9 protein-coding genes, 3 tRNA genes and 5 rRNA genes are annotated in these 24,488 nt (G+C 40.1%); 2 read left to right on the forward strand and 15 right to left on the reverse strand.

Annotated elements, in window-relative coordinates; all coding sequences use genetic code 11:
• Positions 1–7: 7 nt before the first annotated feature.
• Positions 8–580, forward strand: a complete 573-nt coding sequence (locus EG342_RS03245) for a hypothetical protein (protein ID WP_103291729.1) — start codon at positions 8–10, stop codon at positions 578–580.
• A gap of 114 nt (positions 581–694) precedes the next feature.
• Here EG342_RS03245 and EG342_RS03250 read toward each other — a convergent pair whose 3' ends face one another.
• The 13 genes from EG342_RS03250 to EG342_RS03310 all read right to left on the reverse strand — a co-directional run bounded on the left by EG342_RS03250 (position 695) and on the right by EG342_RS03310 (position 19,471).
• Complete coding sequence (locus EG342_RS03250; RefSeq protein ID WP_103291728.1) at positions 695–2,590, reverse strand: SusD/RagB family nutrient-binding outer membrane lipoprotein; 1,896 nt, start codon at positions 2,588–2,590, stop codon at positions 695–697.
• A 17-nt stretch (positions 2,591–2,607) separates the two neighbouring features.
• Complete coding sequence (locus EG342_RS03255; RefSeq protein ID WP_103291727.1) at positions 2,608–5,514, reverse strand: SusC/RagA family TonB-linked outer membrane protein; 2,907 nt, start codon at positions 5,512–5,514, stop codon at positions 2,608–2,610.
• Positions 5,515–6,496: 982 nt separating this feature from the next.
• A 5S ribosomal RNA gene (rrf, locus tag EG342_RS03260) occupies positions 6,497–6,604 on the reverse strand.
• 142 nt (positions 6,605–6,746) lie between these two features.
• Positions 6,747–9,513: ribosomal RNA gene (locus tag EG342_RS03265) — 23S ribosomal RNA — on the reverse strand.
• 203 nt (positions 9,514–9,716) lie between these two features.
• Positions 9,717–9,789 (reverse strand) — tRNA-OTHER (locus EG342_RS25055).
• A gap of 52 nt (positions 9,790–9,841) precedes the next feature.
• A tRNA-Ala gene (locus EG342_RS03270) sits at positions 9,842–9,915 on the reverse strand.
• Positions 9,916–10,005: 90 nt separating this feature from the next.
• Positions 10,006–10,079, reverse strand: a tRNA-Ile gene (locus tag EG342_RS03275).
• A 197-nt stretch (positions 10,080–10,276) separates the two neighbouring features.
• A 16S ribosomal RNA gene (locus EG342_RS03280) occupies positions 10,277–11,793 on the reverse strand.
• The 16S, 23S and 5S rRNA genes sit together here with 3 tRNA genes alongside, the layout of an rRNA operon.
• A 790-nt stretch (positions 11,794–12,583) precedes the next feature.
• Positions 12,584–13,804 (reverse strand): IS4 family transposase, encoded by a 1,221-nt coding sequence (locus tag EG342_RS03290; protein ID WP_123868022.1) that lies wholly within the window; start codon positions 13,802–13,804, stop codon positions 12,584–12,586.
• Between the two features lie 796 nt (positions 13,805–14,600).
• Complete coding sequence (locus tag EG342_RS03295; RefSeq protein ID WP_103294389.1) at positions 14,601–16,271, reverse strand: sodium:solute symporter family transporter; 1,671 nt, start codon at positions 16,269–16,271, stop codon at positions 14,601–14,603.
• Positions 16,264–17,325, reverse strand: a complete 1,062-nt coding sequence (locus EG342_RS03300; RefSeq protein WP_103294390.1) for a UDP-glucose--hexose-1-phosphate uridylyltransferase — start codon at positions 17,323–17,325, stop codon at positions 16,264–16,266. Before EG342_RS03300 ends, EG342_RS03295 begins: the two co-directional genes overlap by 8 nt.
• Positions 17,309–18,493, reverse strand: coding sequence for a galactokinase (galK, locus tag EG342_RS03305; RefSeq protein ID WP_246008726.1), 1,185 nt, complete (start codon positions 18,491–18,493; stop codon positions 17,309–17,311). Before galK ends, EG342_RS03300 begins: the two co-directional genes overlap by 17 nt.
• Before the next feature lie 24 nt (positions 18,494–18,517).
• Positions 18,518–19,471, reverse strand: coding sequence for an aldose epimerase family protein (locus EG342_RS03310; protein WP_123868023.1), 954 nt, complete (start codon positions 19,469–19,471; stop codon positions 18,518–18,520).
• A gap of 88 nt (positions 19,472–19,559) precedes the next feature.
• Here EG342_RS03310 and EG342_RS03315 point away from each other — a divergent pair, with 88 nt between their 5' ends.
• Positions 19,560–20,558 (forward strand): GntR family transcriptional regulator, encoded by a 999-nt coding sequence (locus EG342_RS03315; protein ID WP_103294393.1) that lies wholly within the window; start codon positions 19,560–19,562, stop codon positions 20,556–20,558.
• A gap of 766 nt (positions 20,559–21,324) precedes the next feature.
• On the opposite strand, the gene rrf (EG342_RS03320) is transcribed toward EG342_RS03315, so the two are convergent.
• Positions 21,325–21,432: ribosomal RNA gene (gene rrf / locus EG342_RS03320) — 5S ribosomal RNA — on the reverse strand.
• Between the two features lie 142 nt (positions 21,433–21,574).
• A 23S ribosomal RNA gene (locus EG342_RS03325) occupies positions 21,575–24,341 on the reverse strand.
• Positions 24,342–24,488: the final 147 nt, after the last annotated feature.

The following is a 24,488-nucleotide window of genomic DNA, read 5'->3' on the forward strand; positions in this document are numbered from 1 at the left end:
CAGAAGCATGAAAATGAATAACCAATTTCTCAGAGGGAATCTTCTAAAAAGATATCTGTACATTATTCTTATATTAGGCAGTAGCTATTTAGGAGCACAAACAGTAACGGTATCAGGAAACTGGGCTCCCACGATTCCAGCTATTACTGAAGCTGGCAATAATTATACAGGTACTTATGATAATACCAGCCCTAGTAGTCCCATAACAATTTCCGGAACATTACCCGGATCTTTCTTAAATCTTTTATCCAGTAATGGAGCTAAAATCACCATGCACCAAGCAATTACCGTCTGGAATAACTCTTTAGTACTTTCTGCAAAAAGAACAGGAGGAACCACTTCAATTAATGGCCTTTGTGTTGCCTGTACGGCGACGATCAATGGTGGTACTACATACACAGCCATCCCACAGGCAACGGATGTCACATTTGTAACAATAACTTTTGTTGGTCTTTTGGGCTTGGGCAATAGTGTCAACTTTTCAAATATAAATTTACAACTGCAGCTATCCGGTGTTTCTGTTACCATTCCCGCCGCCTCATATAGTACTCGGGTCGTTTTCACAGTGGCCGCTAATTAATATTTGTAAACACAATCAGGAATCGTGAGTTTCTGAAATTCTATTTCCACGCATATGTATAAAAAACAAATCCTTCTCAAATGTTGAGAAGGATTTATTTTTTAGGTTATACACTTAATGCTTAGCCCACCAAAGAGGTGTTAATACTGCATCAGCACCGCCCAGTAACTGAACAGCCTTATCATATCCCGGCTGATCCGTATTTCTGAATGTACTCGGATACCTCAATCTCTGAGGGAAATTCTGAATAGAATTGGTCATATAATTTCCTGAATTCAGATTAGGAAGATTAACCAATGGAGTCTCTACCGCAGGATTCTCAAAGAATGGTAGTCCCAGTCTTCTTTGATCATTCCAGGATTCTAAAGGAAGCCAAGGCATATTGGCAATATATTTCTGTGTAATGATTTTCGTTAATTTATCATTTTTAACTGATCCATTTTTATAAATGGTATTCACAGGATATTTGATATCAACAGAAACCAGATTTCCTGTGGAAGGATCTTTATATTTCATAGTATGGCTGCCTCCAGGCTCTGTAATATGGCTATACGAAACAGAAGTCCCATCACGGTTATAATCTGTTGAAGCAATATACTGACCATAGAATTGTGAAACGCCATTATAGGTAAAGCTATCTTGTATCCCTTTATTATAAGCAGCTTCATCACTCATCGGAACAGCCCAGCCTTTTAATGCTGCTTCAGCCATCAGGAAATAGGTCTCCCAGCTGGCAAAGAATATCCTTGAATTCTTACCTTCTCTGTACTGTTTACCCAGAGCAGGCATACATCCAACCACATTTCTAAGACCGTTTCGCTGACCTTTAACTCCCCAGTTACCTATAGTGTAAGCATTCCAGGTATTAACGGTATTGATGGTAACTTTCGAGTTGTCTGCAAATGTCAGATCACCATAATTTGTTGTTGCCTGGTTGGTATAAGTAGGATAAAGAGAATAAATTGGATTGGTAAGATCTCCGGGAATATAAAATGTTTTATAGGCTCTTGGGTCTATTTTGTTGGGAAGCCCATCCAGCCAATATCCTGCACTTGGGTCATTGGTCATTGTTGTAAACTGTTCATCGTATTTGATTCCGATATAATCAGATGCTTTCACTGTTGGATGCTGACCTGCCGGTAACTGGTCTGTAGAATTAATTCCTCCCAAACCTATATACATATTATTTAGGGTCGCTGATAAGATCTGAGAGTTCCATTCTCTGGACATCACCCCTGATAAAGGATTCCAGCCTGTGTCTTCTTTTACGGTAAAATTATCAGCACTTGTAGTAATCAACATATTTGAATTAGCTGCAGCTTCGAATTCAGCTTTTGCTTTTGCAGGATCAACTTCTGCAATTCTCATCGCAACTCTCATCCTCATAGAATTGGCATATTTCACCCAATTCCCCCAATTAAAGCCATAGGCCATGTCATAAGCATTAGGGTTTTCAGGAGCTCCCTGATTGACATTCATTTTAGCAACAGCATCTTTCAATTCATCCAAAATAAAGTAATAGGTATCTTTTTCAGAGTTGAACTGAGGATTTGTTCCTTTAAATGCCTGGATAGGTTGAGGACCGAAATTATCTGAGAATTCGCTCATCAGGTAAGCTCTCCAAATTCTGGAAACCTGAATCAAATTGTCATAATAGGGTTTCCCCTGCCCGATCGCTTTTTTCTGATTAGCAATTTCAATCGCAGCATTAGCATTATTAAGCCATTCCGAAATTCCTTTCCAATACTCAACGGTCCATGAGTCATCATAGGAACCCCCTGCAATTCCTGTGGTCAGATGTTGTCTTGCTGCAGTTTTCCAGTACAGAACAAAAACACGTTCCGCAATATTAGGATCCTGCTGTGCTCCAAGGATAGAATTATTAAGGAAATATTCAGGTTCTGCCTTATTAATATCTACAGTGAAAGGATTATTATTAATGTCTTCAAAGTCGTTACACGAACTAAGAACTGTGGCCAGTGCTATGAAAGATATGATATATTTTTTCATGATTTTTTGATTAATAATTAAAAGCCTAATGTAATAGTGAATAAATAAGATCTTGTAGTAGGAAAAGAAAGATTCTCAAATCCCACTGCATTAGAATTGATCGCAAATACAGATTCCGGATCAATACCTTTTGCTTTACTGTATAGCATCCATACATTATTGGCCGTAAAGGAGACTTTAGCACTCTGAAGAGCAAATTTTTGAAACAAACTCTTTGGGAAACTGTAAGACACCTGAATATTTCTTAATCTGATATTAGTAGCATCATAAATATTCTGCTCTGTTATTCCCAGGTTACCGGCAGTTACTGCAGCCCAATAATCCTGCGGGGTGATTTCTTTTGTATTGGATGCATATCCGCCACCACTCTGCTGTACCACAGCATCAAGCACAAAATTATCACGTCTTCCACCAGGAGCTGTGTCTGCTGCAAGTCCTACTTTTTGTAAAGCTGACTGAGTAGCTGAATAAAACTTCCCACCAATACGCCCATCTATCTGGAAAGAGAGGCCAATATTCTTATAGTTAAAACTATTGGTAAACCCAAATAATGCTCTAGGAGTTTGATCTCCTAAGTAATATTGATCAGGTGTAGCCTGAGGTAATCCGTTCTCCCCAACAATAATTTTCCCATAATTAGGGTTACCGGGATCTTCAACTCTTAAAAACTTTGTTCCATAAATAGCCCCGTAAGGTTTACCTATTTCAGCAAAAAATGTAACATTGTCATATCCACCTAAAGGATATTTGGAAATAGTTCCGTCAAGTTCTTTTACTTCACTTTTCAATTTTGAAAAGTTTGCATTCATATTCCAGCTAAAATTTTCTTTCTTAAAAATATCAGTATTTAAAACAATCTCAATTCCGCTGTTATGAATTTTTCCTGAATTAATTTTCCTGGACTCATAACCTGAAAGCGGATTCATCGGTAAATTAATCAATTGTTTTTTTGCAGTATTATTGAAATAGCTCACGTCCAAAGAAAGCCTGTTGAAGAATTTAAGATCTGCTCCTACTTCAAAAGTATTTAATTGCTCGGCTTGCAGATAGGGATCGTATAACACTTTCTCCCTTCCTAAAATGGCATGTCCTGTGGGATCTGCAGCAAGTCTGTAAGTATTATATAATTCATAGGGATCTAAAGAGTTTCCCGTTACGGCATAAGCTGCACGAAGTTTAGCAAAAGTTAAAACTTTAGAAGTTGTTCCGTTTAGCTTATTCAACATTTCTGTTAGCACTAAAGAGGTACTCACTGAAGGATAGGAATACGATCTGTTTTGTGCATTCAAAGTTGAAGACCAATCATTCCTTGCCGTAGCGTTGATAAACCAGTATCCGTCGTAGTTAATTTCTACAGCAGCAAAAACTGAATTAATCTTCTTCCACAAATCTATCTCACTATTCGCTATACCGGCAAGATCGCTGGTATTGGTTACGCTAAAGACATTTGGTACGATAAGATTTTGAGTAGAAAAATAAAGGGCTTTTGTCCTGCTTTCCATCATTTGTCCATACACAGAGACTGAACCTCCCCATTTACCAAACAGATTATCTTTTTTTGCAGTGATACTTGCAATATAATTATTTTCATAAAACTTTTCCTCACTGGTTGCGTAGGCATTTCTTCTTGAAGAGCCTGTCCATACCTTAGCATCGGCATTTAAAGCATAAAAATCAGTACCCAATCTTACATCAGCACTTAACCAGTCATTAAACTGATATTTAAGATAGCCATTGAGTAACATGCGGTCCTTTTTATCTGCATTAAGGCTATTATATGCAGACCAATAAGGGTTGATACCATTCGGAGTAATCCAGTTTGATTTCACATTATTCTGAGTCTGCCCTTCACGATAATCTCTGATGTCTATGTTCTGTGGCATAAGGAGAATATTAGAATAATAATTTCCATCTCCCCTTCCGCCCGAAGGTCTGTTTTTAGCCTTACTACTAATATATTGTACTTTTACTTCAGATGTCCATCTTTTTTGAGCGCCAAAAGTTGAATTCATTTTAGCCATAAAATTGAATCTCTCAAACTTAGAATTTGGAATCTGGCTATTATCATTTAAATAATTAACTGAAGTATATAAGCTTGTTCCCTCACCCAAATTTTCCTGGAAATTCAAGGTATGTTGCGAATTAATCCCTGTTCTGAAAAAATTACTCAGGTTATCATACCGCTTCATATTAGATCCTTCAATTGCAGGCCCCCAAGAGCTTGTATTATCACTATTCGCTGGGTTACCAATACCGTTGAGTCCCAAACCAAAGCTATTCTGCATATCAGGTTTCATAAAAATACTTTCAAAACCTAAACTTGTGGAATATGTGATCCCTACGCCTCCTCGTCTTTTACCGGTCTTTGTGGTAATCAAAATAACACCATTACCACCTCGGGATCCATACAATGCAGAAGCAGCACCACCTTTAAGAACAGACATACTTTCTATATCATCTGCATTAATATCATTCAGTCCATTTCCCATATCCAGATCCGGATTCCAGAAATCATTATTAAAGTAGCCATTATTCTGCTTAGGCTTCACCCCCATCCCATTACTCAAAGGAACACCATCCACAACAATAAGAGGTTGGCTGTCTCCCTTAAGAGAATTAAAACCTCTAAGATTAATCCTTGACGACGATGCCGGGCCAAAGCCTCCTTTAATTACCTGTAGCCCTGCAACTTTTCCAACGAGTGCGTTTGTAACATTCGTTTCTTTTGCATCAACTAGTGTTTGTCCCTTTACATCCTGGAAAGAGTATCCCAAGGTCTTTTTTTCCTTTTTCACCCCATAAGCTGTTACCACAACTTCATCAATTTTTGCAGCCTTCGTAGAATCCGTATTTTGTCCATACAGACCATTCAGACCAAAAAATAAAGATGGGAGAAGTCCAATCTTAACTATTAATTTATTCATATCTATACACAGTGGTTTGAGACAAATATAATATTTTAACAGTATTTAATAATATAGCATTAAAAAATAAATAAAAAGCCAATAAATAACATTGATATCATGTGAGTTAGCCTTATAGTTCATAATAAAATAAAGTCACAATTATCACATGATTGGAAATTTTGGAATACAAAAAATAAGTCTTAGTAGTAAGAAATAATAAATTCAGAATAAAAATCTTGAATAGAACACCCACAAAAATTGATTAAATAGTCATTTCTTTTCAGGAGCTTTATCCTGCTATCCACTCATACTCCTCGCGCCATCGCTGCCATCCTGAACCTGGTCCACGGATCCAACGCTTGCTGCGGGGTATCCGTTGCTATCAGGGCTATTTGATGAGTAATGGGTAATAAGTAATGAGCAATCATGGCTCAACAATCAACAGGTACGTATACAATCTTTGCCATCTCGTAGAGATCTGAATAGCATTACCATAATTCTGCGGTTCTGTATAAGTTATCATCATCAATAGCGACGGGTTTAGCCCGTTGTACAAATAATCAATCCTTCCATCGGCTTTAGCCAAAACCTAGAAACCTTATCTACACGCATATCCGCAATCTTTGTCATCTCGCAGAGATCCAAGCAGCATTATTCAATTATTTAATTAGAATATAATGCTGCATATCTCTTTTCAACCGTCCAGATCCTTTCAGGATGACAAAACAGGTGCATATCAGGGAATAATAATGAGGATAACAAATTATTGAAGTCACCCTAATCTTATCATAACTTATATTATTGAAAATGAAGAATTGAAAGTTGAAGGGAGTAGAAAAAAGGTTGGGGATTGAAAGATTGAAAATAAAGTAACCCAGTGGTATATGGTAATTCAACATTACTTATCACTCATTACTCATTGCTCATTACCTATTCCTAGGGGTATATACCAAAAAAAAGTCTCATACATGACTGTATGAGACTTTTAAAATAAAATAAAAACTGGCGGCGGCCTACTCTCCCGCTTTCGCAGTACCATCGGCGCTGGTGGGCTTAACTTCTGTGTTCGGAATGGGAACAGGTGAGCCCCACCGCTAAAACCACCCTAAAGGTTGTATATAGCATCTGGCTTATTGCATAGGGCTCTTGGCTTGTTTGCCAATCACTTTTTGCTGTTTGCCTTTTGCGTTTTAATCGATAAAAACTTTCACAAAGAGCTAACCTTGCTGCACTTTCGTAGCACCATATCAGGCTATAAATCTACGGGTAATTAGTACTACTCGGCTATGACATTACTGTCTTTACACCTATAGCCTATCAACGTGGTCATCTCCCACGACCCTTAAAAGATGTCTCATCTTGAGGCGAGTTTCGCACTTATATGCCTTCAGTGCTTATCTCTTCCAAACGTAGCTACTCAGCAGTGCACCTGGCGGTACAACTGATACACCAGAGGTTTGTTCAATTCGGTCCTCTCGTACTAGAATCAAGCCCTCTCAAACATCTAACGCCCGCAATAGATAGAGACCGAACTGTCTCACGACGTTCTGAACCCAGCTCGCGTGCCACTTTAATGGGCGAACAGCCCAACCCTTGGGACCTTCTCCAGCCCCAGGATGTGACGAGCCGACATCGAGGTGCCGAACCTCCCCGTCGATGTGAGCTCTTGGGGGAGACTAGCCTGTTATCCCCGGAGTACCTTTTATCCTATGAGCGATGGCCCTTCCATACGGAACCACCGGATCACTATGTCCTGCTTTCGCACCTGATCGACTTGTAGGTCTCACAGTCAAGCACCCTTATGCCATTACACTCTACGCACGGTTACCAAGCGTGCTGAGGGTACCTTTGAAAGCCTCCGTTACTCTTTTGGAGGCGACCACCCCAGTCAAACTACCCACCACGCAATGTCCTTCCCAAAGGAAGTTAGGCTCCAAGTAAGTAAAGGGTGGTATTTCAACGTTGGCTCCACAAACACTAGCGTGCCCGCTTCACAGCCTCCCACCTATCCTACACATTACTTACTCAAAGTCAATACGAAGTTATAGTAAAGGTTCACAGGGTCTTTTCGTCCCATTGCGGGTACTCGGCATCTTCACCGAGACTACAATTTCACAGAGCTCATGGTTGAGACAGTGCCCAGATCGTTACACCATTCGTGCAGGTCGGAACTTACCCGACAAGGAATTTCGCTACCTTAGGACCGTTATAGTTACGGCCGCCGTTTACTGGGGCTTCAGTTAATGCCTTCGGTTTAACCCTAAGCACCTTCCTTAACCTTCCAGCACCGGGCAGGTGTCAGACCCTATACTGCATCTTTCGATTTTGCAGAGTCCTGTGTTTTTGATAAACAGTCGCCTGGGCCTCTTTACTGCGGCCACCATTGCTGATGGCGTCTCTTCTCCCGAAGTTACGAGACTATTTTGCCTAGTTCCTTAACCATGATTCACTCTAGCACCTTAGGATTCTCTCCTCGACTACCTGTGTCGGTTTTGGTACGGGTTGCTTCACTTCGGCTTTTCTTGGAAGCACTTTCCCTACAGCAGCTTCGCCCGAAGGCTAGGCCTTGACTATTCCGTCAGTCTCCAGTAAGTACGGCACTCCGTCCCCTTTTTAGTGTGAGCAAGTATGGGAATATTAACCCATTGTCCATCCACTACCCCTTTCGGGTTCGCGTTAGGTCCCGACTAACCCTCAGCTGATTAGCATGGCTGAGGAAACCTTAGTCTTTCGGTGAGGGGGTTTCTCGCCCCCTTTATCGTTACTTATGCCTACATTTTCTTTTCTATCCGCTCCACAATACCTCACAGTACTGCTTCGGCGCAAATAGAATGCTCTCCTACCAGATGTATCCCTAAGATACAAATCCATAGCTTCGGTAATATGTTTATGCCCGATTATTATCCATGCCGGACCGCTCGACTAGTGAGCTGTTACGCACTCTTTAAATGAATGGCTGCTTCCAAGCCAACATCCTAGCTGTCAATGCAGTCCAACCGCGTTGCTTCAACTTAACATATATTTGGGGACCTTAGCTGTTGGTCTGGGTTCTTTCCCTCTCGGACATGGACCTTAGCACCCATGCCCTCACTGCCGTAGAACATTTATTAGCATTCGGAGTTTGTCAGGAATTGGTAGGATTTGACTCCCCCGCATCCAATCAGTAGCTCTACCTCTAATAAACTTATATACGACGCTGCACCTAAATGCATTTCGGAGAGTACGAGCTATCTCCCAGTTTGATTGGCCTTTCACCCCTACCCACAGGTCATCCGAAGACTTTTCAACGTCAACCGGTTCGGTCCTCCACTCTGTGTTACCAGAGCTTCAACCTGCCCATGGGTAGATCACAAGGTTTCGCGTCTAATCCTACTAACTATACGCCCTATTCAGACTCGCTTTCGCTCCGGCTCCGGTACTTAATACCTTAACCTCGCTAGTAAAATTAACTCGTAGGCTCATTATGCAAAAGGCACGCCGTCACACCATATAGGTGCTCCGACCGCTTGTAGGCGTACGGTTTCAGGTTCTATTTCACCCTTCTATTCGAAGTGCTTTTCACCTTTCCTTCACAGTACTTGTTCACTATCGGTCTTTCAGGAGTATTTAGCCTTGGAGGATGGTCCCCCCATATTCAGACAGGATTTCACGTGTCCCGCCCTACTCATTTATCACTCAAATATGCCTTTCATATACGGGGCTATCACCCTCTACGGCCGTTCTTTCCAGAACATTCTATTAAACATATATCAGCTTTTGGGCTAATCCGCTTTCGCTCGCCACTACTTACGGAATCTCTTCGATTTCTTTTCCTCCGGGTACTTAGATGTTTCAGTTCTCCGGGTTTGCTCTCTAAATAAATTTAGAGTGACATGTCTTCAACATGCCGGGTTGCCCCATTCGGACATCTGCGGATCAATTCGTGTGTGCCAATCCCCGCAGCTTTTCGCAGCTTACCACGTCCTTCGTCGCCTCTGAAAGCCTAGGCATCCGCCATACGCCCTTAACGATTTCTTTCCTAATATTAAATTAGTTCAGTATTTTTTGATAAAATTTAATTTATCGATATTTTTATAAACTCGGCACTCGAAAGTGCTCGGTTATCTCTTTGTGATGTCTTTACCGTTAATGTCAATGATCTTAATGTCTTCTTGTCAGCTTAATGAACAGATATTGTTTTTGGCTCTATCCGTAACTTTTAAATTAAGCTTTCAAAACTGTGGAGAATAAGGGAGTCGAACCCTTGACCTTCCCGATGAATCGGGACGCTCTAGCCCCTATCGGCTAAAATCCTGTGTTTTATTTTATAAATATCTTCTATTCTTGTTACATTACTGTAACTATGTGGAGAATAAGGGAGTCGAACCCTTGACCTCCTGCGTGCAAGGCAGGCGCTCTAGCCAGCTGAGCTAATTCCCCTCTAGTCGAGTGTAGGAGTAGTAGGGTTTGAGCCTTTGAGCATTAAACTCATATTCTCGTATACTCTAAAACTCTTGTACTCAAAATTAGTAGTCTCGGGCAGGCTCGAACTGCCGACCTCTACATTATCAGTGTAGCGCTCTAACCAGCTGAGCTACGAGACTTTGTTATGAGTAATGAATGATGAGTAATAAGTAATTCCTTCTTCCTCTGCATTGCTCAATCTCTTTCCCTAATACTAATTTCTAGTGGGTGTTGTATTTTTTTATATAATCAACCAAACAAAAAACTAAAGCTTTACTTTAAGTAAGTACTTGTATCCTAAGATACTAATTTTGTTTATCGTCTAAAAGACGCTCTAAAATGAGATGTTCCAGCCGCACCTTCCGGTACGGCTACCTTGTTACGACTTAGCCCTAGTTACCTGTTTTACCCTAGGCAGCTCCTATTACGGTCACCGACTTCAGGTACCCCAGACTTCCATGGCTTGACGGGCGGTGTGTACAAGGCCCGGGAACGTATTCACCGCGCCATGGCTGATGCGCGATTACTAGCGATTCCAGCTTCATAGAGTCGAGTTGCAGACTCCAATCCGAACTGAGACCAGCTTTCGAGATTTGCATCACATCGCTGTGTAGCTGCCCTCTGTACTGGCCATTGTATTACGTGTGTGGCCCAAGGCGTAAGGGCCGTGATGATTTGACGTCATCCCCACCTTCCTCTCTACTTGCGTAGGCAGTCTCACTAGAGTCCCCAACTTAATGATGGCAACTAGTGACAGGGGTTGCGCTCGTTGCAGGACTTAACCTAACACCTCACGGCACGAGCTGACGACAACCATGCAGCACCTTGAAAAATGTCCGAAGAAAAGTCTATTTCTAAACCTGTCATTTCCCATTTAAGCCTTGGTAAGGTTCCTCGCGTATCATCGAATTAAACCACATAATCCACCGCTTGTGCGGGCCCCCGTCAATTCCTTTGAGTTTCATTCTTGCGAACGTACTCCCCAGGTGGCTAACTTATCACTTTCGCTTAGTCTCTGAACCCGAAAGCCCAAAAACGAGTTAGCATCGTTTACGGCGTGGACTACCAGGGTATCTAATCCTGTTCGCTCCCCACGCTTTCGTCCATCAGCGTCAGTTGTTGCTTAGTAACCTGCCTTCGCAATTGGTGTTCTAAGTAATATCTATGCATTTCACCGCTACACTACTTATTCCAGCTACTTCAACAACACTCAAGACCTGCAGTATCAATGGCAGTTTCACAGTTAAGCTGTGAGATTTCACCACTGACTTACAGATCCGCCTACGGACCCTTTAAACCCAATAAATCCGGATAACGCTTGCACCCTCCGTATTACCGCGGCTGCTGGCACGGAGTTAGCCGGTGCTTATTCGTATAGTACCTTCAGCTACTCTCACGAGAGTAGGTTTATCCCTATACAAAAGAAGTTTACAACCCATAGGGCCGTCGTCCTTCACGCGGGATGGCTGGATCAGGCTCTCACCCATTGTCCAATATTCCTCACTGCTGCCTCCCGTAGGAGTCTGGTCCGTGTCTCAGTACCAGTGTGGGGGATCACCCTCTCAGGCCCCCTAAAGATCGTAGACTTGGTGAGCCGTTACCTCACCAACTATCTAATCTTGCGCGTGCCCATCTCTATCCACCGGAGTTTTCAATATCAAATGATGCCATTCAATATATTATGGGGTATTAATCTTCCTTTCGAAAGGCTATCCCCCAGATAAAGGCAGGTTGCACACGTGTTCCGCACCCGTACGCCGCTCTCAAGATTCCGAAGAATCTCTACCGCTCGGCTTGCATGTGTTAGGCCTCCCGCTAGCGTTCATCCTGAGCCAGGATCAAACTCTCCATTGTATGTTTGTCTGACTCACTCAAAGTTTTTTAACGCTTTAGTTTTTCCTTACTTGGTTGTTATATTATATTTCAATGAACTTCTTGTCTTTCGCTTTTCAACGAAGCACTCTCTTCTGTCAGTGGCGCTCCGTATTTGCGAGTGCAAAAGTAAAACTTTATTTCTTAATGACCAAATGTTTTTGAAGAAAATTTTAAAGTTTATTTTGTAACCTTAATTCCTCTCTAACCCTCAATCTATCTACTCCTGCGCTCCCTTAATTGGGACTGCAAAGATACTAACTTTATTTTAACTCGCAACCTTTTTTATTAAAAAGTAAAAGTTTTTTTTCGTCTCGTTTCTTTCGTAGATCTTAATGTTTATGCTTATCTAAAAGCCCTTCTGCGCTTACCGAATATCTTTCGTTTTTCAGTGGGGCAAAGATAGAAACTTCCATCATACCACGCAACTTTATTTAACATAAAATTTACTTTTCCGTAATATTTAAAGGTAAAGTACTGGTAGGCAAGAAGAAAAATTTTAAACAAATGTTTGAAGGATCAGGTGGAAGTGTCAGAGCGTTGGAGAGTGGGAGGGAAAATGAGGGTCTGGGGAGTTTTCTATTATGAGTAATGGGTAATGGGTAATGGGTAATGGGTAATGGGTAATGGAAGATATGCCATATATATAATGTGGTGCAGTTTTCAAAAATCATTTTGAAATACGTTTGGGCTAAAGCCAGGGGAATATGATTTATTTATTTGAGTGGGCTAAAGCCTAGTGGTGGTCGGAAGAATGTCCGACCATTTTATTTTAAGTTTTAAAGACTTTATCAGGATTTCCACCTGCCCCTATTATTAATATGGATATGGCAAGGTTTCTTATCTCCATAGCAAATCTTCTTTTGGCTGTTTTATATCCTATATTATTTGCTTTTTTATAGATCAGTATAAGCATAGCTGTAATAAGAGTCATGTAAATCATTACTTCTATACCATTTTTATTGAGTGAAAGAAGATGACTTGCATGAAGTTCCTGTTTTAGAAATCTAAAAAAAACTTCAATATCCCATCTTTTTCGATAATAATTCGCAATATCTTTTGCAGAGATTTGAAAGTCATTGGTCAGAAACCAAAATTCTTTTTCAGGTTGCTGTTTGCTGCTTACTACAACCAATCTGAAATGTGTTTCAATTTGTTCCTCTTTATTATAAGTTTTCCCTTTTTGAGTTGGGACAGGTTTTGACGAATATAGCTTTACTAAACTGTCTTTTATCAGTACAATTTCTCCTAAGTCGATATTCTGATCTTTTTCAATAAAAGACTTTATTTCTTCATGTTTTCTATTTTCTTTAGATCTTATAACAAAAAACACCCCTTTATCATCAAATTCTTTCATTCTTTGGGCAGAACCCAATCCTTTATCTATAATATAAATATTGGCATGTTCTTTTTCTCTTTTCACATGTTGCAATACAGCTTCAGAAAGAGCATTATCTTCTGCACAGTATTTGGGAGTATTGTAAATTTCAACTCCGCAAGGAAGTAGTCCATCAAATAAGACACTGTACTTAATAAATTTCTTACCTCCGTTTTGAGCAATGCCTTCTTTTAATTTTCCAGCGGCTTCACCAATAACAGTGCTATCTGTTCTTATTAAATCATATTTTTCTCTTTCTGCCGGGTTATAGGAATCACAGAACATATTATAAATACAATCGTAGATTTCTTTAAAGTATCCTGAATCGATTTTCGAAAGCCTCTCAGAAATAGAACTGCGTCTGACAGTTTCAGTTTCATCAAGATTGAATAAAGCCTTAAATACAGGATCTTTAAATGTGTCTTCCAGTGTTCGCTGGCTTAATTTTTCACTGCTGATAATGGCAAATAATAGAAGATAAAACATCTTTCTGCCTTGAAGAACTTTAGAATAATGATCTACTTTAGTATTGGCTGAAAGATGGGATAAAAGGGCTTCAGGAATAAAGCTTAACAACTGGGAAACTGAAATTTTGTGTTCGTTGAAAATGGACATATTAATAAGTATACTTATCAAAGATAAAACTTAAGTAACCAAAAATGAAAATCGGAAGAAAAAATCTTCCGACCACCACTAGGCTAAAGCCCACTCCTATTGATGGCCGAGCGTTTTATTAATGTGAAGGAATTATCATTCTGTATTTATATAGGTATTCTATTCATTGTTGTCACTATTGTTTTGATCTAACCCTATAGTTGTCATCCTGGAAGGATCCAGGTTCTGGAAATAAAGTACAACGGGCTAAAGCCCGTTGCTATTGATAATATCGCTTTAACTGAAATACCCGAATTATGGATAATGCTCCCCGGATCTCTGCGAGATGACAAAAGAGAGTTTATATCGGAATAATAATGAGGATAACAAATTGAAGTCGCCCTAATCTTATCATAACTTATATTATTGAAAATGGAGAATGGAGAATTGAAAGTAGAGAGTTGAAAGAAAATAAAGTAACCAAGTGGTATTAGGGAATGCAACATTACTTATTACTTATTACTTATTACTTATTACTTATTACTTATTACTCATTACTTATATCCCTAGCCCCGATAGCAACGGATACCCCGCAGCAAGCGTTGGATCCTTCGGCTACGCTCAGGATGACAGCGCGGGCGCGAGGAGTATGAGTGGATAGCGGGAGAAGCTCCTGAATGGGTTTGAAAGTAAGAGGGTTTGAGAGTGAGAGAGTTTAAGGGTTTGAGGGTAAAATTATGAGAGCTGGGAGTATGAATGAAATGATTGCTCCTCCTTCCCTATTCTTTTGTAAAGAGGTGATTGTTTTAATTGTATGCTACCTGAACCACGTATATAGAATAATGAGAATTATTATTATCAATATACTTCCTATTGCGAATGTCTTGTCGACTCTGAACATGGAATAATCAATTTTCAAGGCATTTGTTTTCAATCCTTGTCGGGTTTCCTTGATACTAATGATATACATTCCCAGTACACAGAATAAAAAAACAACCGCCATACGATCAATAAATGCGATTTCGTAAACTCCCTCGGCATTTGGAACGGCAAAATTGACCGGATATAAAAAAGACAGATCAACGAATAATGGAACAAATTTCAAGCCTATTGAAAAGATAAATCCAGCAATTATTGCAAAAAGTGCAGCATTGGGAGTTGTTTTTTTCCAGAAGAATCCCAGAATAAACATGGCAAAGACACCCGGGCTGACAAAGCCTGTATACTCCTGTATATATTGAAAGCCTCCTTTTCTATCTATTCCTAAAAAAGGAGCTATGATTACCGCAAGGATAATAGAAACAACTACGGCAAATTTACCGATCTGTACAAGTTTGTTTTCTGAAGCATCCTTTTTGATGTATTGTTTATAGATATCTAATGTAAATATGGTGGCAATACTATTGGCTTTTCCGGCGAGAGAAGCGACTATGGCAGCAGTAAGGGCAGCAAATGACAAACCTTTTAACCCTGAAGGAAGAAGATTAAGTAAAGTTGGGTAAGCCCGATCCGGATTTAGGCTACCATCCTGAAGCATTTCCTGCTGAAATAATCCTTTCTGGTACAATATATAAGCGGCAATACCAGGCAATACTACAATCACCGGCATTAATAGTTTTAGAAAAGCAGCAAATAAAATCCCGTTGCGGGCTGTTTTAAGATCGGCTCCTAAGGCACGTTGTGTAATGTATTGATTGCATCCCCAATAATTGAGGTTTACAATAAGCATTCCGCCGATGAGAACAGAAATACCTGGCAGGTCAATATAATGAGGGTCTGTTTTCCTGAAAATCATATGGAAATGATCATCAGCCAATTTCCTCATTGAGGTAAGCCCTTTTGCAAATGAAGATAAATCTTTACCTTCTGAAATCATTGTGACCGCAAGATAGGTTGTTACGAGTCCTCCTAAAATCAGAAAAAAAACCTGAATGACATCTGTATAACCAATTACTTTCATACCTCCTAATGTAATCATGATGGCAAAAATTGCAAGAAAGCTCATGCATAAGGTGAGATTAAATCCTGAAATGCCGTTGAGCGCCAATGCACCCAGATAGAGAATGGATGTTAAGTTGACGACAATATAAAGCATCAGCCAAAAAACAGACATAATCAATGCTACTTTTTCGTTGTATCTTTTATGGAGATACTGCGGCATGGTATAAATTTTATTTTTAAGATAGACAGGAATGAAGAAAACAGCAACAATAATCAGGGTAAAAGCAGCCATCCACTCGTAAGTAGCGATTGCCAATCCCATACTAAACCCACTTCCGCTCATTCCTATGAACTGCTCTGCACTGATATTGCTGGCAATAAGGGATGCCCCAATCGCCCACCAGGTTAATGAACCTTCGGCCAGAAAATAATCTTTACTGTCTGCCTCTTTTTTTCTTTTTCGGTTGAAAATATAAATTCCGTAAATAACAATCGTCACAAAATACAATGTAAAGACGATGTAATCAATTGTAGTTAATTTATTCATTTGTGTGTTTGTTTTTATAATGGAAGGTTGATAATTTCTTCAGAATTTCAGCACTTTGTTCGGGAGTACTATCTCTTTGGCCTTCGGCAAGCAATTCATATCCTACCATAAATTTCTTTACTGTTGCAGAACGTAGCAAGGGAGGATAGAAGTGCATATGGAAATGCCATTCAGAATTCAGGGTTCCATCAGTAGGTGCCTGATGAATTCCAGCAGAATATGGAAAAGAAGTTTCAAAAATATTATCATATTTAATGGTTAGTGTTTTAATAATTTCAGCCAATGCTATTTTTTCTTTTTGAGTAAATTCTGTAATATTCCTGAGATGTCTTTTACTGATGATCATGGTTTCATAGGGCCATGTTGCCCAAAAAGGAACCAGTGCTATAAAATCTTCGTTCTCCGAAACAATTCTTTCATCGGCTTTTTGCTCTTCATGCAAATAATCCAGTAGAAGGGAACGCCCATTTTTTTCAAAATATTTCTTAAGATTCTCTCCTGTTATGATAACTTGGGAAGGAATTGAAGATTGGGCCCAGATCTGACCATGCGGATGTGGATTACTACATCCCATAATTGCTCCTTTGTTTTCAAAAATCTGAACGTGATTAATGTAATCGAGGCTTCCAAGGTCTTTATATTCTTGCTGCCAGGCTTCAATTATTTTTACAATATCTTCCGTATTCATTTCAGGAAGGGTAAGACTATGATCTTCGGAAAAGCATATTACCCGATTTATTCCACGCTCGGGCTTCATGATAAAAAACTCGTGACTCGTCTCTGGACTGGATACTTCATCATTAAGTAAGGATCCAAAATCATTATCAAAAACATATACTCCTTTATAGATCGGATTTTGCACTCCGTTAGCTCTTGTATTTCCTGAACAGAGATAGCAATTGGGATCGTATTCTTCATTATTTTCCATAAAAACCTTTTCCTGCTGCCCTTGCCACGGTCGTTTTGCTCTTTGAGGTGAAACAAGAGTCCATTCATCAAGAAGAGGATTGTACCTTCTGTGCGGATGATCTTTAGAACTAAATCTGGTCTTCATCTTTTTTATATTCTTTGGTACCGTGTGAAATCTTTACTTTGTATACTTTTAATGCAATTCCATATTCATTATGATATCGAAGTTTCATTTCCTCAACAATAGATTGTTCTTTATTATTTTCGATTAAATTAATTGAACAACCGCCAAATCCACCGCCCATCATTCTTGCCCCCATCACACCATCAAGCTGTAAAGCTTGATCAACCAGAAAATCGAGTTCCGGGCAACTCACTTCATATTGTTGGGAAAGTCCGAAATGGGTTTGGACCAAAAGTTCTCCTAATAATTTTAAGTCCCCGTTTTTCAAAGCATTTGCTGCTTTTACGACTCTTGCCATTTCTTCGATGACATACAAGCAACGTTTATAAGGAATCTCTCCCAATTCATTTTTGGTTGCTTCCAGCATTTCAGGTGTACAGTCCCGGAAGGATCTCATCTCAGGAAATTTAGTTCTGATGATTGTTTTTCCGGTTTCAACTTCTGTTCTTCTTTCATTATACCCTGATGAAAGATGTGAATGCTTCACACAACTATCCAACAAAATGAAACTATGATCTGTTAACTTTGCATCATAGTATTGATATTCGAGTGAATCACAATTAAGCATGATCACTTTATCTTTTTGCCCGAACACGGATGCAAACTGATCCATGATCCCACAATTCACTCCTACAAAATTATTTTCAGCTCTTTGACTAAGTAATGCAATGTCCTTTTTGGGAAGCTGCAGATTAAAAAGGGTGTTCAAAACTGTAGCAAAGCCACATTCTAAAGCCGCAGAAGAAGAAATTCCTGCGCCCATAGGAATATTTCCTTTAAAAACGACATCCAATCCACGAAGGTTTTTACCAAGTTGCCGGATTTCGTTAATCACTCCCAGAATATAGCCTACCCATGTCGGCCATTGTCCGTTTACCTTATTATTAATTTCAAAAGAAAATAATTCATTGAAATCTGTTGCAAAAATCCGGCAGACCGAGCTTTCCGAATTTTTTCTCACAGCAAAACATATATATTTATCAATAGCAGCAGGAAGTACAAACCCATCATTGTAATCGAGATGCTCACCAATAATATTAACACGACCTGGTGATAGAAAAATATGATCAGCATTGGTTCCGAAATGTAATCGGAATGCGTCTTCTGTTGCTGCAATAAGTCCTTTCATCTTAATTAGTGGTCTTTATTATTTTTAAATTGAATCAATCTCAAACTTAAAAGCAATTTCATTACTATAGTTCTCACCTTCTCTGAGAATCCCGTTTTTGAAGTTACTGTGATTGGGAGAATCCGGGAAATTTTGTGCTTCAAAACAAATTCCACTTGTATTATGATACTCCGTATTTTCTTTTCCTATAAGAGGCTGAGTATTGCCGCCCACATATACGTGGATGATTGGTTGATTGGTATAGACTTTTAGACTCAATCCATTTTTATCATTCCTTAGGATCGCCCCGGGATTTTTTCCACTGAGCACAAACGACGTATCAATCTCAGCTGGGCAGGTTCCGAATTCAGAAAAGTCAAATTGTGTATTTTTGATGTTCAGTAATTTCCCTGTAGGAAGAAGATCAGCATTTTTTTCCAGAAATTCCGAGGATAGCAATTTCATTTTTAAATTACAAATGCTCCCTTGGTGACCTTCAAGATTAAAATAAGAATGTTGAGTAAGATTCACTAAGGTATTAACTTTAGTCGTTGCTCTTAAATTCGTAAATAAGGTATCATCATTTAAAAAATACTCTGCAGTATATTTTGTCTGCCCATCATTTGTGGCAATTTCAAAAACCAACCGATCATCTGATTGTAATATTAATTCCCAAAATTGATTACTAAGATTAATACTTCCCCCATGAAGATGATGTTCACCACAATTTTTTTCAAGTTGGATTTCTGTTCCATCGTCCATATATTTTCCAAACGCTAATCTTCCGGCATGTGGTCCAACAACAGCACCCAGGAAAGGTTGCGCCTGAAGTTCAAATGATTTCTTATACCCTTCAATAGTATCAAATCCCAAAACAACATCAATTTGATTCCCATCAGAAGTTGGAATTTTAAATGAAGTAATTGTTGCCCCGAAATTACAGAATGTAACTTCAAAACCTTTTTGATTAACAAGCTTTCTGAAAAGTATATTCTCCATGGTAAAATAAAAAGTCTTGTTCAAGATATAAAGATTGAATATATTTACATCCCAATACCTACCTGTTTTTAATTTTATACCACCAGTTTTGAAACTTGTTATTATAGACAAAGAAAGCAATACGCCTATCTACAAACAAATTATTGAATGTATAGAGCAGGCCATCATTTCTAAAAGATTGTTCAGAAATGACAGATTACCCTCTGTCAACAAAATTTGTATGGAAAATCAGGTTTCAAGAGATACGGTGCTACTGGCTTATGATGTACTTAAAAAGAAAGGGATTATTCAGGCTATTCCTGCAAAGGGTTATTATGTAAGAACGGAAGATTTCACCTACGAAAAACGCTATTTTCTACTATTTGATGAGCTGAATTCATTTAAAGAAGATTTACTGAATTCCTTCTTAAAAGGTATTGGAAAGAAAGGGCATGTTGATATTTTTTTCCATCACTTTAACTACTCCATGTTCAGAAAGCTTATTAAAGATAATACAGGAAATTACAACAAGTATATTATAATGCCAGGAAATGTAGAAGCCATTGAACCTTTTTTGGAAAGCCTTGCAAAGGATGATGTTTACATTATAGATCAGATGCGGGACACGTTGAAGCAATATCCGGGAATCTATCAAAACTTTGTAAAAGATATATTCGAAGCAATGACTTCCTACTCGCAGGTATTACAAAAATATAATCATTTTATTATTGTCTTTCCCGGAGAAAAAGAGCCTATTGATATGGTGAATGGCTTTGTAAAATATTGTGAAACTTTCCACAAAAACTATTCGATCATATCCGGGTTTCAAAGACATAGCTTCAGAAAGGGTCAGATGTTTCTTATTCCTGACGATCGGCAATTAGTACAGGCTGTAGAAAAGTGTAAAGAGAAAAAATTAAAATTAGGCACAGACATCGGCATTATATCATATAATGAAACCCCTTTAAAAAAAGTAGTTGAAGAAGGCATTACTACATTGTCTACAGATTTTTCATCAATGGGTAAAAGGCTTGCCGAAATGGTTATAAAAAATGAAAAGGTCCAAATAGAAAATCCTTCCAAACTATATCTTAGAAAATCATTATAATAGTCCCAGATATTGATTTATTGTTTCTTTAAGTAATATTTAAATTTCAGTAGCTTTATCCTGCTATCCACTCATACTCCTCGCGCTATCGCTGCCATCCTGAACCTGGTCCACGGATCCAACGCTTGCTGCGGGGTATCCGTTGCTATCAGGGCTATTTGATGAGTAATGGGTAATAAGTAATGAGCAATCATGGCTCAACAATCAACAGGTACGTATACAATCTTTGCCATCTCGTAGAGATCTGAATAGCATTACCATAATTCTGCGGTTCTGTATAAGTTATCATCATCAATAGCGACGGGTTTAGCCCGTTGTACAAATAATCAATCCTTCCATCGGCTTTAGCCAAAACCTAGAAACCTTATCTACACGCATATCCGCAATCTTTGTCATCTCGCAGAGATCCAAGCAGCATTATTCAATTATTTAATTAGAATATAATGCTGCATATCTCTTTTCAACCGTCCAGATCCTTTCAGGATGACAAAACAGGTGCATATCAGGGAATAATAATGAGGATAACAAATTATTGAAGTCACCCTAATCTTATCATAACTTATATTATTGAAAATGAAGAATTGAAAGTTGAAGGGAGTAGAAAAAAGGTTGGGGATTGAAAGATTGAAAATAAAGTAACCCAGTGGTATATGGTAATTCAACATTACTTATCACTCATTACTCATTGCTCATTACCTATTCCTAGGGGTATATACCAAAAAAAAGTCTCATACATGACTGTATGAGACTTTTAAAATAAAATAAAAACTGGCGGCGGCCTACTCTCCCGCTTTCGCAGTACCATCGGCGCTGGTGGGCTTAACTTCTGTGTTCGGAATGGGAACAGGTGAGCCCCACCGCTAAAACCACCCTAAAGGTTGTATATAGCATCTGGCTTATTGCATAGGGCTCCTGGCTTGTTTGCCAATCACTTTTTGCTGTTTGCCTTTTGCATTTTAATCGATAAAAACTTTCACAAAGAGCTAACCTTGCTGCACTTTCGCAGTACCATATCAGGCTATAAATCTACGGGTAATTAGTACTACTCGGCTATGACATTACTGTCTTTACACCTATAGCCTATCAACGTGGTCATCTCCCACGACCCTTAAAAGATGTCTCATCTTGAGGCGAGTTTCGCACTTATATGCCTTCAGTGCTTATCTCTTCCAAACGTAGCTACTCAGCAGTGCACCTGGCGGTACAACTGATACACCAGAGGTTTGTTCAATTCGGTCCTCTCGTACTAGAATCAAGCCCTCTCAAACATCTAACGCCCGCAATAGATAGAGACCGAACTGTCTCACGACGTTCTGAACCCAGCTCGCGTGCCACTTTAATGGGCGAACAGCCCAACCCTTGGGACCTTCTCCAGCCCCAGGATGTGACGAGCCGACATCGAGGTGCCGAACCTCCCCGTCGATGTGAGCTCTTGGGGGAGACTAGCCTGTTATCCCCGGAGTACCTTTTATCCTATGAGCGATGGCCCTTCCATACGGAACCACCGGATCACTATGTCCTGCTTTCGCACCTGATCGACTTGTAGGTCTCACAGTCAAGCACCCTTATGCCATTACACTCTACGCACGGTTACCAAGCGTGCTGAGGGTACCTTTGAAAGCCTCCGTTACTCTTTTGGAGGCGACCACCCCAGTCAAACTACCCACCACGCAATGTCCTTCCCAAAGGAAGTTAGGCTCCAAGTAAGTAAAGGGTGGTATTTCAACGTTGGCTCCACAAACACTAGCGTGCCCGCTTCACAGCCTCCCACCTATCCTACACATTACTTACTCAAAGTCAATACGAAGTTATAGTAAAGGTTCACAGGGTCTTTTCGTCCCATTGCGGGTACTCGGCATCTTCACCGAGACTACAATTTCACAGAGCTCATGGTTGAGACAGTGCCCAGATCGTTACACCATTCGTGCAGGTCGGAACTTACCCGACAAGGAATTTCGCTACCTTAGGACCGTTATAGTTACGGCCGCCGTTTACTGGGGCTTCAGTTAATGCCTTCGGTTTAACCCTAAGCACCTTCCTTAACCTTCCAGCACCGGGCAGGTGTCAGACCCTATACTGCATCTTTCGATTTTGCAGAGTCCTGTGTTTTTGATAAACAGTCGCCTGGGCCTCTTTACTGCGGCCACCATTGCTGATGGCGTCTCTTCTCCCGAAGTTACGAGACTATTTTGCCTAGTTCCTTAACCATGATTCACTCTAGCACCTTAGGATTCTCTCCTCGACTACCTGTGTCGGTTTTGGTACGGGTTGCTTCACTTCGGCTTTTCTTGGAAGCACTTTCCCTACAGCAGCTTCGCCCGAAGGCTAGGCCTTGACTATTCCGTCAGTCTCCAGTAAGTACGGCACTCCGTCCCCTTTTTAGTGTGAGCAAGTATGGGAATATTAACCCATTGTCCATCCACTACCCCTTTCGGGTTCGCGTTAGGTCCCGACTAACCCTCAGCTGATTAGCATGGCTGAGGAAACCTTAGTCTTTCGGTGAGGGGGTTTCTCGCCCCCTTTATCGTTACTTATGCCTACATTTTCTTTTCTATCCGCTCCACAATACCTCACAGTACTGCTTCGGCGCAAATAGAATGCTCTCCTACCAGATGTATCCCTAAGATACAAATCCATAGCTTCGGTAATATGTTTATGCCCGATTATTATCCATGCCGGACCGCTCGACTAGTGAGCTGTTACGCACTCTTTAAATGAATGGCTGCTTCCAAGCCAACATCCTAGCTGTCAATGCAGTCCAACCGCGTTGCTTCAACTTAACATATATTTGGGGACCTTAGCTGTTGGTCTGGGTTCTTTCCCTCTCGGACATGGACCTTAGCACCCATGCCCTCACTGCCGTAGAACATTTATTAGCATTCGGAGTTTGTCAGGAATTGGTAGGATTTGACTCCCCCGCATCCAATCAGTAGCTCTACCTCTAATAAACTTATATACGACGCTGCACCTAAATGCATTTCGGAGAGTACGAGCTATCTCCCAGTTTGATTGGCCTTTCACCCCTACCCACAGGTCATCCGAAGACTTTTCAACGTCAACCGGTTCGGTCCTCCACTCTGTGTTACCAGAGCTTCAACCTGCCCATGGGTAGATCACAAGGTTTCGCGTCTAATCCTACTAACTATACGCCCTATTCAGACTCGCTTTCGCTCCGGCTCCGGTACTTAATACCTTAACCTCGCTAGTAAAATTAACTCGTAGGCTCATTATGCAAAAGGCACGCCGTCACACCATATAGGTGCTCCGACCGCTTGTAGGCGTACGGTTTCAGGTTCTATTTCACCCTTCTATTCGAAGTGCTTTTCACCTTTCCTTCACAGTACTTGTTCACTATCGGTCTTTCAGGAGTATTTAGCCTTGGAGGATGGTCCCCCCATATTCAGACAGGATTTCACGTGTCCCGCCCTACTCATTTATCACTCAAATATGCCTTTCATATACGGGGCTATCACCCTCTACGGCCGTTCTTTCCAGAACATTCTATTAAACATATATCAGCTTTTGGGCTAATCCGCTTTCGCTCGCCACTACTTACGGAATCTCTTCGATTTCTTTTCCTCCGGGTACTTAGATGTTTCAGTTCTCCGGGTTTGCTCTCTAAATAAATTTAGAGTGACATGTCTTCAACATGCCGGGTTGCCCCATTCGGACATCTGCGGATCAATTCGTGTGTGCCAATCCCCGCAGCTTTTCGCAGCTTACCACGTCCTTCGTCGCCTCTGAAAGCCTAGGCATCCGCCATACGCCCTTAACGATTTCTTTCCTAATATTAAATTAGTTCAGTATTTTTTGATAAAATTTAATTTATCGATATTTTTATAAACTCGGCACTCGAAAGTGCTCGGTTATCTCTTTGTGATGTCTTTACCGTTAATGTCAATGATCTTAATGTCTTCTTGTCAGCTTAAT

Source organism: Chryseobacterium lactis, from assembly GCF_003815875.1.
Taxonomy (GTDB): domain Bacteria; phylum Bacteroidota; class Bacteroidia; order Flavobacteriales; family Weeksellaceae; genus Chryseobacterium; species Chryseobacterium lactis.

What these genes read in the sequence shown, in the direction of transcription:
- EG342_RS03255 (WP_103291727.1), bottom strand. Translation starts at nt 5,514, where the DNA reads ATGAATAAATTAATAGTTAAGATTGGACTTCTCCCATCTTTATTTTTT.
- EG342_RS03245 (WP_103291729.1), top strand. Translation starts at nt 8, where the DNA reads ATGAAAATGAATAACCAATTTCTCAGAGGGAATCTTCTAAAAAGATAT.
- EG342_RS03300 (WP_103294390.1), bottom strand. Translation starts at nt 17,325, where the DNA reads ATGAAGACCAGATTTAGTTCTAAAGATCATCCGCACAGAAGGTACAAT.
- EG342_RS03310 (WP_123868023.1), bottom strand. Translation starts at nt 19,471, where the DNA reads ATGGAGAATATACTTTTCAGAAAGCTTGTTAATCAAAAAGGTTTTGAA.
- EG342_RS03295 (WP_103294389.1), bottom strand. Translation starts at nt 16,271, where the DNA reads ATGAATAAATTAACTACAATTGATTACATCGTCTTTACATTGTATTTT.
- EG342_RS03250 (WP_103291728.1), bottom strand. Translation starts at nt 2,590, where the DNA reads ATGAAAAAATATATCATATCTTTCATAGCACTGGCCACAGTTCTTAGT.
- galK (WP_246008726.1), bottom strand. Translation starts at nt 18,493, where the DNA reads ATGAAAGGACTTATTGCAGCAACAGAAGACGCATTCCGATTACATTTC.
- EG342_RS03290 (WP_123868022.1), bottom strand. Translation starts at nt 13,804, where the DNA reads ATGTCCATTTTCAACGAACACAAAATTTCAGTTTCCCAGTTGTTAAGC.